The sequence below is a fragment of the Apilactobacillus xinyiensis genome, assembly GCF_019656235.1.
GTDB classification, from domain to species: Bacteria; Bacillota; Bacilli; order Lactobacillales; family Lactobacillaceae; genus Apilactobacillus; species Apilactobacillus xinyiensis.
The window spans coordinates 90,845-105,865 of the sequence record NZ_BPLL01000002.1 but is presented as its reverse complement, the minus strand read 5'-3'; the positions used below and the strand labels follow the sequence as shown (position 1 = coordinate 105,865).

Annotated in this window: 15 protein-coding genes and 14 tRNA genes; 27 read left to right on the top strand and 2 right to left on the bottom strand. The window is 30.7% G+C overall.

The genetic code is table 11. From position 1 onward, the window contains the following. The first annotated feature begins 82 nt into the window (after window positions 1–82). From K5Q11_RS01350 to K5Q11_RS01270, 17 genes are all read left to right on the top strand, one after another. Window positions 83–156, top strand: a tRNA-Arg gene (locus tag K5Q11_RS01350). Window positions 157–162: 6 nt separating this feature from the next. Next, window positions 163–236: transfer RNA gene (locus K5Q11_RS01345), tRNA-Pro, on the top strand. Window positions 237–267: 31 nt separating this feature from the next. Further along, a tRNA-Met gene (locus K5Q11_RS01340) sits at window positions 268–341 on the top strand. Between the two features lie 10 nt (window positions 342–351). Then, window positions 352–425: transfer RNA gene (locus K5Q11_RS01335), tRNA-Ile, on the top strand. 32 nt (window positions 426–457) lie between these two features. Continuing rightward, window positions 458–545: transfer RNA gene (locus K5Q11_RS01330), tRNA-Ser, on the top strand. A gap of 6 nt (window positions 546–551) precedes the next feature. After that, a tRNA-Met gene (locus K5Q11_RS01325) sits at window positions 552–625 on the top strand. A 13-nt stretch (window positions 626–638) separates the two neighbouring features. After that, window positions 639–712, top strand: a tRNA-Asp gene (locus K5Q11_RS01320). Between the two features lie 9 nt (window positions 713–721). Further along, window positions 722–794: transfer RNA gene (locus K5Q11_RS01315), tRNA-Phe, on the top strand. A 20-nt stretch (window positions 795–814) separates the two neighbouring features. Further along, window positions 815–885: transfer RNA gene (locus K5Q11_RS01310), tRNA-Gly, on the top strand. Between the two features lie 14 nt (window positions 886–899). Beyond that, window positions 900–974, top strand: a tRNA-Ile gene (locus K5Q11_RS01305). 2 nt (window positions 975–976) lie between these two features. After that, a tRNA-Ser gene (locus K5Q11_RS01300) sits at window positions 977–1,064 on the top strand. An 8-nt stretch (window positions 1,065–1,072) separates the two neighbouring features. Beyond that, window positions 1,073–1,145 (top strand) — tRNA-Glu (locus tag K5Q11_RS01295). A gap of 17 nt (window positions 1,146–1,162) precedes the next feature. Then, a tRNA-Met gene (locus K5Q11_RS01290) sits at window positions 1,163–1,236 on the top strand. 13 nt (window positions 1,237–1,249) lie between these two features. Next, window positions 1,250–1,323, top strand: a tRNA-Asp gene (locus K5Q11_RS01285). A gap of 88 nt (window positions 1,324–1,411) precedes the next feature. Further along, window positions 1,412–2,152, top strand: a complete 741-nt coding sequence (locus K5Q11_RS01280; RefSeq protein WP_220728235.1) for an MBL fold metallo-hydrolase — start codon at window positions 1,412–1,414, stop codon at window positions 2,150–2,152. A 75-nt stretch (window positions 2,153–2,227) separates the two neighbouring features. Beyond that, a complete protein-coding gene (locus K5Q11_RS01275; RefSeq protein ID WP_220750954.1) occupies window positions 2,228–2,842 on the top strand; it encodes an adaptor protein MecA in 615 nt (204 codons plus the stop codon). A gap of 68 nt (window positions 2,843–2,910) precedes the next feature. Continuing rightward, window positions 2,911–3,975, top strand: coding sequence for a competence protein CoiA (locus tag K5Q11_RS01270; RefSeq protein ID WP_220750953.1), 1,065 nt, complete (start codon window positions 2,911–2,913; stop codon window positions 3,973–3,975). A 3-nt stretch (window positions 3,976–3,978) separates the two neighbouring features. On the opposite strand, the gene K5Q11_RS01265 is transcribed toward K5Q11_RS01270, so the two are convergent. After that, entirely contained in the window at window positions 3,979–4,590 is a 612-nt protein-coding gene (locus K5Q11_RS01265) for a DsbA family protein (protein ID WP_220750952.1), read from the bottom strand. A gap of 196 nt (window positions 4,591–4,786) precedes the next feature. Here K5Q11_RS01265 and K5Q11_RS01260 point away from each other — a divergent pair, with 196 nt between their 5' ends. From K5Q11_RS01260 to K5Q11_RS01235, 6 genes are read left to right on the top strand one after another with little or no spacing between them, the layout of a single operon-like run. Continuing rightward, window positions 4,787–5,410, top strand: a complete 624-nt coding sequence (locus tag K5Q11_RS01260) for a GTP pyrophosphokinase (protein WP_220728231.1) — start codon at window positions 4,787–4,789, stop codon at window positions 5,408–5,410. Beyond that, window positions 5,410–6,219: an NAD kinase gene (locus K5Q11_RS01255; RefSeq protein ID WP_220728230.1), complete on the top strand. Its 810-nt coding sequence runs from the start codon at window positions 5,410–5,412 to the stop codon at window positions 6,217–6,219. The genes K5Q11_RS01260 and K5Q11_RS01255 overlap by 1 nt, the downstream gene beginning before the upstream one ends. Next, window positions 6,212–7,090, top strand: a complete 879-nt coding sequence (locus K5Q11_RS01250) for an RluA family pseudouridine synthase (RefSeq protein ID WP_220750951.1) — start codon at window positions 6,212–6,214, stop codon at window positions 7,088–7,090. The genes K5Q11_RS01255 and K5Q11_RS01250 overlap by 8 nt, the downstream gene beginning before the upstream one ends. Window positions 7,091–7,099: 9 nt before the next feature. After that, the gene (locus tag K5Q11_RS01245; protein WP_220750950.1) at window positions 7,100–7,948 is read left to right on the top strand and encodes a methyltransferase domain-containing protein; all 849 of its coding nucleotides are present in this window, start codon (window positions 7,100–7,102) and stop codon (window positions 7,946–7,948) included. A gap of 26 nt (window positions 7,949–7,974) precedes the next feature. Next, entirely contained in the window at window positions 7,975–8,487 is a 513-nt protein-coding gene (locus tag K5Q11_RS01240; protein WP_220750949.1) for a tRNA (cytidine(34)-2'-O)-methyltransferase, read from the top strand. 14 nt (window positions 8,488–8,501) lie between these two features. After that, window positions 8,502–10,760 carry a DNA translocase FtsK gene (locus tag K5Q11_RS01235; protein WP_251067892.1) on the top strand — a complete coding sequence of 753 codons (2,259 nt, stop codon included), beginning with the start codon at window positions 8,502–8,504 and terminating at the stop codon, window positions 10,758–10,760. A 28-nt stretch (window positions 10,761–10,788) separates the two neighbouring features. On the opposite strand, the gene K5Q11_RS01230 is transcribed toward K5Q11_RS01235, so the two are convergent. Continuing rightward, window positions 10,789–10,908 carry a DUF4044 domain-containing protein gene (locus K5Q11_RS01230; protein ID WP_220728226.1) on the bottom strand — a complete coding sequence of 40 codons (120 nt, stop codon included), beginning with the start codon at window positions 10,906–10,908 and terminating at the stop codon, window positions 10,789–10,791. A gap of 87 nt (window positions 10,909–10,995) precedes the next feature. Here K5Q11_RS01230 and K5Q11_RS07560 point away from each other — a divergent pair, with 87 nt between their 5' ends. From K5Q11_RS07560 to K5Q11_RS01210, 4 genes are all read left to right on the top strand, one after another. After that, window positions 10,996–11,367, top strand: a complete 372-nt coding sequence (locus K5Q11_RS07560) for a DUF3397 family protein (protein ID WP_220750948.1) — start codon at window positions 10,996–10,998, stop codon at window positions 11,365–11,367. Between the two features lie 174 nt (window positions 11,368–11,541). Beyond that, window positions 11,542–12,486, top strand: coding sequence for a 16S rRNA (cytosine(1402)-N(4))-methyltransferase RsmH (gene rsmH, locus K5Q11_RS01220; RefSeq protein WP_220750947.1), 945 nt, complete (start codon window positions 11,542–11,544; stop codon window positions 12,484–12,486). A gap of 14 nt (window positions 12,487–12,500) precedes the next feature. After that, window positions 12,501–12,881, top strand: coding sequence for a cell division protein FtsL (gene ftsL / locus K5Q11_RS01215; RefSeq protein ID WP_220750946.1), 381 nt, complete (start codon window positions 12,501–12,503; stop codon window positions 12,879–12,881). Next, on the top strand, window positions 12,878–15,019 hold the full coding sequence (locus K5Q11_RS01210) for a penicillin-binding transpeptidase domain-containing protein (protein WP_220750945.1): 2,142 nt from the start codon (window positions 12,878–12,880) through the stop codon (window positions 15,017–15,019). The genes ftsL and K5Q11_RS01210 overlap by 4 nt, the downstream gene beginning before the upstream one ends. Window positions 15,020–15,021: the final 2 nt, after the last annotated feature.

The following is a 15,021-nucleotide window of genomic DNA, read 5'->3' as shown; positions in this document are numbered from 1 at the left end:
GCGGAATTGGCAGACGCACAGGACTTAAAATCCTGCGGTCAGTGATGACCGTACCGGTTCGATCCCGGTCCTCGGCACTTTTGCACCCATAGCGCAACTGGATAGAGTGTCTGACTACGAATCAGAAGGTTGTAGGTTCGACTCCTACTGGGTGCATTTTAACGGGAAGTAGCTCAGCTTGGTAGAGCACCTGGTTTGGGACCAGGGGGTCGCAGGTTCGAATCCTGTCTTCCCGATAAAAAGATAAAATCTTTTTAATTATTTTTTCGCGGTGTAGCTCAGCTGGCTAGAGCGTCCGGTTCATACCCGGGAGGTCGAGGGTTCGATCCCCCCTGCCGCGATTATGGCCTTGGACCTTTAGCTCAGTTGGTTAGAGCAGACGGCTCATAACCGTCCGGTCGTAGGTTCGAGTCCTACAAGGTCCATATTAGATGGACTTAATTGAACATCTTATTTTGGAGGATTACCCAAGTGGCTGAAGGGGGCGGTCTTGAAAACCGCTAGGTGGGTCAAACCACGCGAGAGTTCGAATCTCTCATCCTCCTTATTATCGCGGGATAGAGCAGTCTGGTAGCTCGTCGGGCTCATAACCCGGAGGTCGTTGGTTCAAATCCAGCTCCCGCAATTGTAACATGTTTGGTCCGTTGGTCTAGCTGGTTAGGACGCCTGCCTGTCACGCAGGAGATCACGAGTTCGAGTCTCGTACGGACCGCTTTGATATGGCTCGGTAGCTCAGTTGGTAGAGCAACGGATTGAAGCTCCGTGTGTCGGCAGTTCGATTCTGTCCCGCGCCACTTACAATTTAATATTTTATGCGGGTATAGTTTAGTGGTAAAACCATAGCCTTCCAAGCTATTGTCGCGAGTTCGATTCTCGTTACCCGCTTTGTCATAATTTATGGGCCTATAGCTCAGCTGGTTTAGAGCGCACGCCTGATAAGCGTGAGGTCGATGGTTCGAGTCCATTTAGGCCCATTGGGGAAGTACTCAAGTGGCTGAAGAGGCGCCCCTGCTAAGGGTGTAGGTCGCGTAAGCGGCGCGAGAGTTCGAATCTCTCCTTCTCCGTATTTTATGACCCGTTGGTCAAGTGGTTTAAGACACTGCCCTTTCACGGCAGTAACATGGGTTCGAATCCCGTACGGGTCATTTTTTATTAATATTATCGCGGGATAGAGCAGTCCGGTAGCTCGTCGGGCTCATAACCCGGAGGTCGTTGGTTCAAATCCAGCTCCCGCAATTGTAACATGTTTGGTCCGTTGGTCTAGCTGGTTAGGACGCCTGCCTGTCACGCAGGAGATCACGAGTTCGAGTCTCGTACGGACCGTAATTTTTAAGAGAAATATCTTTTGATATTTCTCTTTTTTGTTTTATAATGATTTTTGTAAATCATTTATTTAATAAAGGGGAATTTTATGCATTTAAAAGTGTTAGGGTATTATGGTGGATATCCTTATAATAATATTGGAACTAGTGCTTATTTATTATCTAGTGGTGAGTACAATTTAATGATTGATTGTGGAAGTGGCGATTTATTAAGTTTGGAAAATAACTTGAATCCATTAATGTTAGATGATGTTATAATTTCTCATTATCACAATGATCATATGGCTGATGTTGGTGTTCTTCAATACTACTGGCAATTACATAAGGAAAGACCTAACAAAGATATTTTACCTATATATGGAAATAATAGTAATTTAGATATAGTAAGTTCATTTAATTGGCCTAATTCTACTGTTGGCAAGTCCTTTGATGCTAGTACAAAGTTGGAATTAGGTCCTTTTATAATTACTTTTAAAAAAGTTCATCATCCTGTGCCTTCATTCGCTATGCGCATTGTTGAAAAAAGTACTAATAAGATTTTGGTTTATACTTCAGATACTTATTATTTTAAAGAACTGGATAAATTTTCTGAAAACGCAGATTTGCTAATTACCGATACGAATTTTTACAGTGATAAAGATGGTAAAAAATGGCATATGACTTCTACAGAATCTGGTAAATTAGCTAAGAATGCGAATGTAAAAAAATTATTGCTTAGTCATTTACCTCAAAATGGAGACTTAAATCAATTACTTGAAGAAGCCAGAATAGCCTCTTCAAATCAAATAGATATTTCATTAGCCCAACAAAATTTAGATATTAAAATATAATCTTTATAGTTTACCAAATAGCGGTAATGTTATATCATGGTTTTAAAATGATTAATGTTAAGTGAGGTGTTTTTTATGGAAATGGAAAGAATCAATGAAGACACCATTCGAGTTTTAATTAATAACGATGATTTAGACGAACGTGGAATAACTGTTTTAGACTTACTAGGAAATCGTAAGCAAATAGAAGGTTTCTTCTACAGTATATTAGAAGAAGTTGATTCTGAGCATCAGTTTCAAAAAGATGGTGCGGTGACATTTCAGGTATTGCCGAATAAAAATGGTTTAGAGTTGTTTATAAGTAAAGGTGAAATAGATCAAGACGATTCTATGAGTTCTACCACAATTGAGCATAATTCTTTAAATAATTATGATATTGATAACGATGATGCTTATACTAAAAATTTTGTTATAGAATTTTCATCCTTTGAGAACTTTATAAGTTTATCTAAGGTTTTGAGAATAGAAAATGGAGCATCTAATTTATACACCTACAATGGTAAATACTTTTTAGAGCTGACATTTTTTGTTAATGTTGGTGGAACAGATATTGAAAGTATAAAAGATAAAGTTGCAATTGCTAATGAATATGGTAGCGAGAGTAGTAGAAATTCTCAATTTTTGGAAAAAAATGGCAAACGTGTTATGGATACAGGAGCCCTAGAATTAGCTAGGTACTATTTTAAATAAAAAGATAGCATATTTATTATGCTATCTTTTTTCGTATATATTTATATAAAAAAATTGAAGGAATATATATGATAACTGCTATAGATAATAATGGTAAATTTGTTGTTGCATCTAAAAATTTAATGTCTAAAAACTATCACTGTATATCTTGTAAAGCATGTGTTTTTTTAAAGTCAGGTAATATTAATAGTGCTCATTTTGCTCATTATTCAAAATCTAAGTGTAATATTATAGAAATGGAAAATGAAAGCAGTGAACACATAATGGGAAAGCTTGGTATATTAAAATTTATAAGTGAAAAAAATGGTATCTTAGAATATTATTTACCTACTATTAAGCAACGACCTGATATTATGTTTGATTGTAATGTAATTGAATTTCAATGTAGTCCAATTAGTAATCAGCGACTGATTGAAAGAAATAATGGCTATAAAAAACTAAAATTAAATCCCTGTTGGATATTAGGAAGTAATTATTACAAAAACAGATTTCAAAACTCGACTAAAAAATTTTACTCATATTGTAGAAACTTAGGGTTTTATGTACTTTTTTGGAATGTAGGAAATAGTCAATTGATACTTAATTATCAAATTAATGCTGTTGATGGGAAAATTATCTCTAAGGAAAAACGTTTTATTAAATTTAATCATTATATTATGTTTAAAAACAAAAATAAGCTAAATAGTATAAACTTAAATAATAGTCTAGTTGGTAGTCTTAAAAGAATGGAAAAACAATTATTATATAAAAACTTATCTTATCAATATATGCAAGATGTGTGTTATAAAAATGGATTCAATCTTTTAACTTGCTCTTTAGATTTTTATATTCCTCGAGTAACCATTCCCGTATATAAAGTTAATCCCGTTTTTGTTAGAATACATATTCTCAATGTTTTAGACAATAATAGTAAGCTTTTTATTATAGAATATGTAATAAGTCAATTTGTTTGGCAATCTTTAGTTCCGTCAAATATTATCAAGCAGTTTATATCTAAGTTAGTTGATAACTATCTAGAATTTCTTATTAATCGAGGATATATTAGTAAGTTAAACGAACATTATATATTAAATACAATCCCTAAAGAATTTCCAAATTTTTATGAAAAAATAAATAAAGCCTACAAACTGTAGGCTTTATTTGATTACGTGTAATTTACAAAAATTATTATACTTTTTCGTATCAAATATTTTTTCTCTGCAACAAGTTTTGAATAGAATAGAGTAATTAATGTCTTTTAATAAAATGCCGTCACTATTTATTTTTTTACAATCAAATAAAACGGCAGAATCTGGGCTTTTTATATTCATTTGATTTACTAGTATTTGATCTTTTCTTATTTCTTTTTTTGCCAATTCGGATATACGATCTTCTTTAAACATTTCTAAATCTATTTTTGCCTTTTCAGCAATTGAAAAAACTAAATTATTGGAATAAGTTCTGTTATTAAATAAAAGTTCTTCTTGTAAATACATTAAAAAAGTACGACCACGTTTCATACCTTGAAACAGAGCTGCTTTATAATCCAATAATATCTGATAATAAAGATTGTGGACATCGTTTATAGTAATATTGTTATCATATTTTTCCATTTTTTTAAGAGTTTTGCTTATGATTTTTAAGTTAAGTATAGGTATAAATTGAAATTTAAATTTGTATTCTAAGTCGTTTGAAATATTTGTAACAACATTTTCAGCTTTCATACATTTTTTGCATAATGGATCAATAAACAGAAACAATTCAAACATTTAAAACCCTCCTAACTAAATCTTTATTAATAACTGCGAAACTCATATAAAAGCATACCAAATTTTAGAACAAATACAATAAATTTGCTTAAAGAAATATTATAAATATTGACATTTAAGGATATATGTATTTTATTAACGTTGTACAAAGTATGGTAAAATTAGATAGTAAATACGGTCTACGGTGGTGAAGAATATGAAAAATTGGGATACTTTTTTATTCCCATATCAACAGGCTGTTAGTGAATTAAAGATTAAATTACGTGGAATAAAAAAAGAATTTGAAAGAAATAATCAAGTTGCTCCAATTGAATTTGTGACAGGTAGAGTGAAACCAGTTCCTAGCATTAAGGAAAAAATGGTTAGACGTTACATATCTGAAGATAGACTAGCTCAAGATATGGAAGATATAGCTGGTTTGAGAATCATTTGTCCCTTTGTTGACGATATATACAAAGTTGTAGATATCCTAAGAAAGAGGGGAGACTTAAATATTTTGGAAGAACGAGATTATGTTCATAATGCTAAAAATAGTGGATATCGTTCTTATCACATTGTCTTTGAATATGGTATTGATTTATACAATGGTGAAAAAAGTATTTTGGCGGAAATTCAAATCAGAACCCTTGCAATGAATTTTTGGGCAACAGTTGAACATTCTTTAGGTTATAAACATAAAGGTGAATTTCCTGATGATTTAAAGAAAAGATTACAAATAGCAGCTACTGCAACTTTTAAGCTAGATGAAGATATGTTAAAAATAAAAGATGAGTTAGAATACATTAACAAAAATGATTCAGACATTGAGGATGATGAATAATGAAAGTGGCAATTTATAGTAATGACGGTAAAACATCTAATAAAGTTGCTAATCAATTGAAGCATAAAATCTTAGCCTCTAATTTGCTTGAATATGATGGGTTAAATCCTGAAATAGTTATATCTGTTGGTGGAGATGGAACTTTACTTTCAGCATTTCATCACTATAACGATTCGGTAAATAACATTCGATTCGTAGGAATCCATACGGGACATTTAGGGTTTTATACTGATTGGCGTGATTATGAAGTTTCAAAATTAATTGATAGTTTAGAACATGATAATGGACAAAGTGTTAGTTATCCGCTTTTATCTATTAAAATAAAATATACTGATGATGGTCCTGACGATAATTTAGTAGCTTTGAATGAATCAACTTTAAAGCAAATTAATGGAACAATGGTTACTGATGTCTATATTAAAGGTGAATTTTTTGAGAAGTTTAGAGGTGATGGATTATGTATTTCCACACCAACAGGCTCTACTGCTTACAATAAATCCGTTGGCGGAGCCATTATTAATCCACAACTAAATGCTATTCAAGTTTCCGAAATGGCATCAATTAATAATAGAGTGTTTAGAACTTTGGGTTCACCAATTATTATTCCACCTGATGAATGGATTACAATAGTTCCAGATAATCCAATGTATAATATACTAACTTGTGATCAATTATTTATTAAAAACCGTTTGATAAAATCAATATCCTATAGTATATCTGATAGTAGAATTTATTTTGCTCAATACCGTCACACTCATTTTTGGAAGCGAGTAAGCAACTCATTTATTGGAGTTTACGATAATGACTGAGTTTAATTGGACTATGCAAGATCATGAACCAATGAAATTACGAACTTTATTAATGCGACATGGAGTAACAAGAACTTTACTAAAAGCTATTAAATTTCATGGTGGAAAAATAATTGTTAATAATAAAGAAAGGTACGCTAATTTTATTTTAAAAAAAGATGATAAAGTAAAATTGGTTTTACCTCCTGAACCTTCTAATGACTATGTTAGGGCTTCCTATAATAAAATTGAAATAGTCTATGAAGATGAGCATTTTTTAGTTATAAATAAACCGGCTGGGTTAGCGTCAGTCCCATCTAGAATATATAGTGAAGATAGTTTGGTTAACCGTGTAAAGGGTTACTACTTACAACAAAACTATAGTAATCAAAAAGTTCATATAGTTACTAGATTAGATAAAGATACCAGTGGTTTGGTATTGTTTGCTAAACATCATCTAGCACATTCAGTATTGGATAAACAACTAAAAGACCATCGATTAAGTAAAATGTACATGGCTTTGGCTAGTGGTAGGATAGGTTATAATCATTGCCAAATTAATTTACCGATTGGTAGATTAAAGGATTCCTTTGTCAAAAGGACGGTTAGAGATGATGGTAAAATGTCTAAGACTGAATTTTGGACTATTAAAAGACATAAAGATGTTACTCTAGTTAGAGTTAAGCTATTAACTGGTCGAACTCATCAAATAAGGGTTCATTTTGATTATATTGGTCATCCGTTATTAGGGGATTGGCTGTATAATCCTAAAGATAAAAGGTTAAATCGACAAGCTTTACATTGTTATGAACTAAAATTTCATAATCCTTTTGATAACAAAATAGTTGTTTGTCATGCTGATTTACCTTCAGATATAAGTAATTTGATTTAAGGAGATATCATGAAAAAGAATGATATAGCGAAATCTTTTCTAGAGAATAACTTAACCCATTTTAGATGTCCCACTTGTCATGATAAATTTGTTAATTTAACAGATAATGGGATAGTTTGTCCTAATAATCATAATTTGGATTTGTCTAAAAAGGGTAGTTTACATTTTATTAACCATAAAGTAAGTTCTGAATATGATAAAGATATGTTAATAGCAAGGAGAAATATAATAAACTTTGGTTTGTTTGACGGTATTCTAAATGAAATAGCTAACAAATTAGATGCTAATCCTAAAAATATTTTAGATGTGGGATGTGGTGAAGGAACACCTTTAAAAATCTTACTTGAAAAGCGAGAAAATATTGATATAGGAATAGGTTTTGATATATCTAAACCAGGAATTAATTTAGCTACTGATTATAATGCTGCTAACAAATTTTACTGTGTAGCTGACTTGACTCAATTACCATTTACCGACCAATCTTTTGATGTAGTAGTGGATCTATTTTCACCTTCTTCATATTTAGAATTTAATCGAGTTATTAAAAAGGGTGGTCATTTAATTAAAATAATTCCTAATTCTAATTATTTAATTGAATTAAGACATTTACTTTATGGAGAAAATAGTAATCATAGTAGTTATGATAATCATAAAGTTCTAGATTTATATCTTAAAAACTATCCAAATTCTCGAGTTAGTAACGTCACCTATACTTTAAATCTTCCAGAAAATTTAAGTGATGATTTAATCTTAATGACCCCAATGCATTGGGGAAAAGAAGCTAATACTAAGTTAAGCGCTGATCAATTGAGTAAGATTACGGTTGACGTTATGGTGTTAGATACAAAATTTGTTTAATTATAAATCAAAGGAGTTTTATTAATATGACTAATCATATTGTTTTATTTGAACCTTTAATGCCTGCTAATACAGGAAATATAGCTAGAACTTGTGCCGGAACTGACACGGTTTTAGATTTAATTAAGCCATTGGGATTTTCAGTAGATGATAAGCATTTAAAACGTGCGGGTCTTGATTATTGGGATAAAGTTGACATTAATTATCATGAAAGTTTACCCGATTTTATGAATACTTTAACGAGCAATTCTCGATTACTATTAGTTTCAAAATTTGCTGAAAAAGATTATACCAGTGTTGACTACACTGACTCTAACGCTGAATATTATTTTATGTTTGGTAAAGAGACGACTGGTTTACCAGAACAATTTATGCGTGATAATGCTGAAAAAGCTATTAGAATTCCACAAGATGACACACATATACGTGCTTTAAATTTATCAAATACTTGTGCAATTGTTATATATGAAGCATTAAGACAACAAAACTTCCCTAATTTAGAAACATCACATAAGTACGAATATGACAAACTAAAATAAAGAGGGATTATTTTTTGGCAAGAAGACAGTCTCATAAAAGTAAAAAAAATAAGCAAAAAATATTTAATAGTGATTATAAATTGAATATAGTAGGTGCTTTTATATTTCTTGCATCTATTTTTGGTGTTTTTCATTTAGGATTAATTGGAAATTTGTCAGTTCTGGTTTTTAGGATTGTTTTTGGAAATCTGTTTATTTTTGGATTACTTGTATCTACTTTCATAGGATGTAAATTATTGTTACAAGGTAATAATTTTAAAATTAATTATAAGAAATCGTTAGGATATTTGTTAATATCATGCGGATTGTTGTTGTTATGTTCGGTATTGACGTTTATAAAGATGCCCAATATTAATTTTGTTTTTTATGTATTTAATGCATTGAAAAATGATTTTTTGAATTCTACGATTAGTGCTAGTGTTGGCGGTGGTATTACTGGAGCTATTCTACTTAGTATTTTCAACATTCTGGGTTCAATGATTGGTTCAGTTATTTTTGCTTTGATTATTATTGCATGTGGATCCGTGATGGTTTTTAATTTAAAAACTTCTGATTTAATCGACTTTTTAGAAAAGCATTATAAGAAAATTCGAAGTAAGCATTTAAACATTAAAGCATTTAAAGACAAACCTGTACCTCGTCACCAAAAGAGCAATAAAGAGAAAAAGCAAGTAGAGCTTAATGATAAGGAGGTTTCCACTCCTTCAATCCATCGTTCAAGTGAACAAGTTTCTGATCCTGTTAATAAATTTAAAGACTCAAATTATAAATTTGATGACAACGTGGATGATGAAAATTCAAAAAATGAAAATGAATCTAATGAAGTTGACTCTTATAATATTGAGAATGATGGAAATGATTATATTTTACCTGATGCTAGCTTACTAACACAGATTCCAACTGGTAATCAAGACAATGAGTATAAGGCTATAGGTAAGAATACTAAAATACTTCAAAAAACTTTAGAAAGTTTCGGTGTTAAAGCTGATATAAAAAATGTTAATCTAGGTCCTTCAGTTACAGAGTATGAATTGCATCCAGCAATCGGAGTAAAAGTTAGCAAAATTGTTAACTTAGCTGATGACTTGGCTTTAGCTTTAGCAGCAAAAGATATTAGAATTGAAGCGCCAATCCCTGGTAAATCACTTATTGGAATTGAAGTACCGAATAAAGAAGTTTCTACCGTATCATTTAGGGATGTTATAGAATCACAAAGTAATCCAAAACATAACTTGTTGCAAGTGCCATTAGGACGTGATGTTAATGGAAATGTTATATCTAGTAATTTAACTAAGCTACCGCACCTTTTAATAGCTGGTTCAACGGGTAGTGGTAAGTCTGTTGCAATAAATAGTATAATCACTAGTATATTAATGAATGCATCACCACAACAAGTTAAATTTATGTTAATTGATCCTAAAAAAGTTGAGCTAGGTGTTTATAATGGAATACCACATCTATTATCTCCGGTAGTTTCAGAACCTAAAAAAGCGGCTCGTTCACTACATAAGGTAGTAACTGAAATGGAAAATAGATATGAAATATTTGCAAAACATAATCAAAGGAAAATTAGCAACTACAATGATTATATAGATACATTAAATAGTAAAGATAATGGCAATCGACCTAAATTACCATATATTGTGGTAGTAATTGATGAATTAGCTGATTTAATGATGACAGTTTCAAATGATGTAGAAAGTGCAATCATTAGATTAGCTCAAATGGGTAGAGCTGCCGGTATTCATATGATTATAGCAACACAACGTCCATCGGTTGACGTTATTACAGGACTTATTAAATCTAATGTGCCATCTAGAATAGCTTTTGCTGTCTCCAGTGGAATCGATTCTAGAACTATTTTAGATACTAATGGGGCTGAAAAATTACTCGGTCGTGGTGATATGTTATATTTACCGATTGATAAAAATAAACCCGTGCGAGTTCAAGGAGCATTTATCCCAGATTCGGATGTTGAAAATGTTGTTGATTTTGTTAAGCAACAACAATCTCCTGAATATGATGATTCAATGGTTGTTTCTGATGAAGAAATAAAAAAAGAACAACAAGATGAAGATCAAGATGAAATATTTAATGATGCCTTAAAATTTGTTGTTGAACAGCAAAAAGCTAGTACTTCATTATTACAGCGCCAGTTTAGAATTGGATACAATCGCGCTGCAAGAATTATAGATGACATGGAGCAAAGAGGATATATAGGACCACAAGAAGGAAGCAAACCTCGGGAAGTTTATAAACAAATAGATAACTAAAAAAGCTGGGGATTAATCCCCAGCTTTTTTAGTTATTCATTAGTGAAATTAGTGATCCTAATATAAGTCCACCGACCATCAAAATTATCATAATCCATACAAAAATCATGGTAACTTTTTGAAAACCAGTTTTTTTCTTTTTAGCCATTCATTTACACCACTTTCTTAAAAGTATATTATTATTAAGTTTACATTTGATGTAATTAGTTTGCAAATTAATTAAGGAGATTATCTAATGTTATTAGAAATATTAAAACTATTATTGTTTCAAATTTTATTTTTATTTATATTTTCAGTTGTGTTTAATATTGTAAGAAAAATTTTTAAGAAATCTTTGCTCAACAGTATCAAAGTTAATCAATTATTTATGCCTATTATGTTTATATACATTCGCCAAATAAGTTTTAATAATCATGGATATTCTTTGTTACCATACATTACCTTTTTTTTGTCAATTTGTCTAATTTTGTTTTCTATATTTGTTTTAACTAAGAAGGGGAACATCGGTTATGGTGAATTATGCTTATTTTTACTTAAATTTAGTTCATTTTATAGCTTTATAGCATGGATTGCTGTTGTTTTATTTGTGATCTTAAAATCAATTTAGTTTTTTTATTATACGAACATTATTTTTAATTTTATTTATATATTTTTTTTACTTAAAAAAAAATATTATACTGTAGTATAAACATTTATATAGTGGTAAAATCATACCTATGAGCCTAATTAATGTACTAAAGTTTACATGAATTATCAATTATAATTAGAAGGGTGAAATTAAGTGGTAAATTTTGATCATACGACAGTTTTACTGAAAGAAGCAATCAATGAATTGGATTTAAATAAAAATGGAAAATATGTTGACTGTACTTTAGGTGGAGGCGGACATAGTCAAGAAATATTAAAACAATTGACTAATGGACATCTATACTCATTTGATCAAGATGATACTGCTATAAATTACAATAAAAAACATCTAAGTTCATTCATACAAGAAAACAAAGTTACTTTTGTACACAATAACTTTAGAAACCTTACTAGTTCACTTAATTCTTTAGGTGTAGATAAAGTTGATGGAATCGTTTATGACTTAGGAGTGTCATCACCTCAATTTGATGATGGTGAAAGAGGCTTTAGTTACCGTTATGACGCGCGATTAGATATGCGTATGGATAGAAGACAAACTTTAGATGCTTGGACAATTGTTAATCAATGGCCATATGAGAAATTAATAAAAATATTTTTTAGATATGGTGAAGAAAAATTTGCTAAACCCATCGCTAGAAGAATTGAAAAATTAAGAACTAATCAAACTATTGACACTACTGAAGAATTAGTTGATGTTATAAAAGCAAGTATCCCCGCAGCTGCTAGAAGACATGGTGGACATCCTGCTAAGAAAGTTTTCCAAGCTTTGCGAATTGCAGTTAATGATGAATTAGGTGCCTTAGAAGATTCTTTAGAACAAGCTTTAGATTTATTAGATTTAAATGGTCGAATTAGTGTTATAACTTTTCAATCTTTAGAAGATCGTTTAGTTAAAAATATGTTTAAAGAAAAAACAATTATTAAAGATTTACCTAGAAATTTACCTATTATTCCACCTGAAATGCAACCTAATTTTAAATTAGTAAATAAAAAACCTATTTTACCTAGTCAAGATGAATTAAAAAATAATCACAGAGCTCATAGCGCTAAACTACGTGTGATTGAAAAAATTAAATAGAAAGAAGTATTTATATGGCTCAAAATAATTTAGCAAGTAGACAGCAAGAAGTTTACTTTCCTGAAAATCAAAAACGTAATAAACAGCCAAAAAAATATAATGAAAACGTTAAATTATTTAGCCTTAAGTTGTCCAAATTTGAAAAACTTACTTTGATAATAGGATTTTTTGTGGTTTTTATTTTAACAATTACTTTGCTATCTGCTAAAGTTAATTTAGGCAATGTATCTAATGGATTAAATGAAACTATTATTGAACTAGATAAATATCATAATGATAATAGTAATCTGAAGCAGCAAGTTGGAGAATTACAAAATAGTAATCGATTACAAAAAATTGCTAATAAGAATGGATTATCATTATCTAACGACAACGTAAGGAATGTAGTTAAATGAATAACAATGAAAAAATGAATAGTTTTAATAAACGCCAAACAAATCGTAGCATCGTTGGTAGATGCTTATTTTTACTTTGTACAGGCGTTTTTTTAGTGATAGCGCTAAGATTTACTTATATAGCTGTTTTTAAAAAAGTAAATAATGTTAATTTGAGTGAACAAGCTAAAGAACTTTACACTAAAACAAATGTTATTAGAGCTAAAAGAGGTACCATTTATGATTCAAGTGGGCAACCATTGGCTGAAGACTCAAATACTTATAACATTTACGTTATGTTATATAAAAGTGATGCTCAAAAAGATGCTAATGGTAGACCTTTGTATGTAACTAACAAAGATAAAGTTGCAAAAGCTTTATCTAAAAATTTACCAATTTCCTATAAAAAAGTTATGAAAATTATTTCCAACAAAAAAGCTTTTCAAGTTGAAATTGGTGCAGCAGGTAAGAATATTTCTATAACCACTAAAAATAAAATTGATAAATATAATGTCACAGGGATACATTTTGAACAACAGCAATCAAGACTTTATCCTAATGGTATTTTTGCTTCTCATATAATTGGATATGCTAGTGGCAATAGCGATGATAACTTAGTTGGTCAAATGGGAATTGAAAAAAGATTTAACAACTTATTAACAGGTAAGAATGGGTTAATCCATATTCAAAAGGATTATAATGGAGTGCAACTTCCAAATACTAAAGCTAAGGGTGTTAAAGCCAAAAATGGTAATAATGTTTATACAACTTTAGATTACCGTCTTCAATCTTTATTAGAAACTGAAATGTCAAATGTTAATGCAGAGGTTCATCCATCAACAATGAATGCCATACTAATGAATGCTAAAACTGGTAACATATTGGCTGCATCTCAAAGACCAACCTTTAACGCTACTAATATGGAAGGTATTGGTAATATTTGGCGAAATACATTGTGGCAAGATTCTTATGAACCTGGTTCTACAATGAAAATATTCACAATGGCGTCTTCAATTAATAGTGGCCATTACAATGGTGATGATACGTACTTATCTGGTAGATATGCTATCGATGGCAAGATAGTTCCCGATTGGAATACTAATGGTTGGGGAAGAATTACTTATGATAAAGGATTTGCTTTATCTAGTAACGTTGCAATGGCTCATTTAGAGCAACAAATGGGTTCTAAAACTTGGTCTGATTACATTAATAGATTTAAATTTTTAAAAAGCACTAACTCTGGTTTCGATGGTGAACAAACTGGTAGTATGCAGTTTCAATATCCAATTGAGCAGGCTAACACAGCTTTTGGTCAAGGAATTCAAGTTACTGCTTTACAAATGATTCAAGCCCTGTCATCCATTGCTAACAATGGATACATGCTAAAGCCGCAGTTTATATCTAAAATTGATAATCCTAACAATGATAAAGTTATTAAAAAATATAATAAACAAGTTGTTGGTCGTCCAATTTCATCCAGTACGGCTAAAAAAGTTATTAAGCATATGGAAGATGTTGTATACAAGCCATATGGAATTGGATCTGATTATAAAATTCCAGGATATAAAATTGCAGCCAAAACTGGTACCGCTCAAGTTAGTGATGGGCGTAGTGGTTATGCATCTGGTGATGATAGTTATCTATACTCAGTTGCAGGGATTGCACCCGCTAATAATCCTAAATATATTCTGTATATTACAATGAAACAACCAAGATTAACTGGAACTAAAACACCGACCCAGTTAATGGCACAAATATTTAATCCAGTTATGAAATTAGCATTAGAAGAAGATGTTAATGCTAACAATTCATCTAATGGTAAGATTCCTGATGTTTCAAGCATGAACTTAGATAAAGCTAAGTCTATCTTGACTTCTAACAACTATAAATATGCAGTATTAGGTAATGGAAATCAGGTTATTGATCAATCTATTTCAGCTGGACAAATTATTTCTAAGGCTAGAAAAGTTATATTAATGACTGATGGTGTTAAGACTATGAATAATCTAAAAAATTGGTCTAAATATGATGTGTATACTTATTGTCATATGGCTGGAATTAAATTAAATGCCGTTGGGGATGGTTATGCTTATAAACAAAGTTTGAGCCCTGGAGAATTAATAACTAATGGTAAAAAAGTTACAGTTAAATTTAAATAACT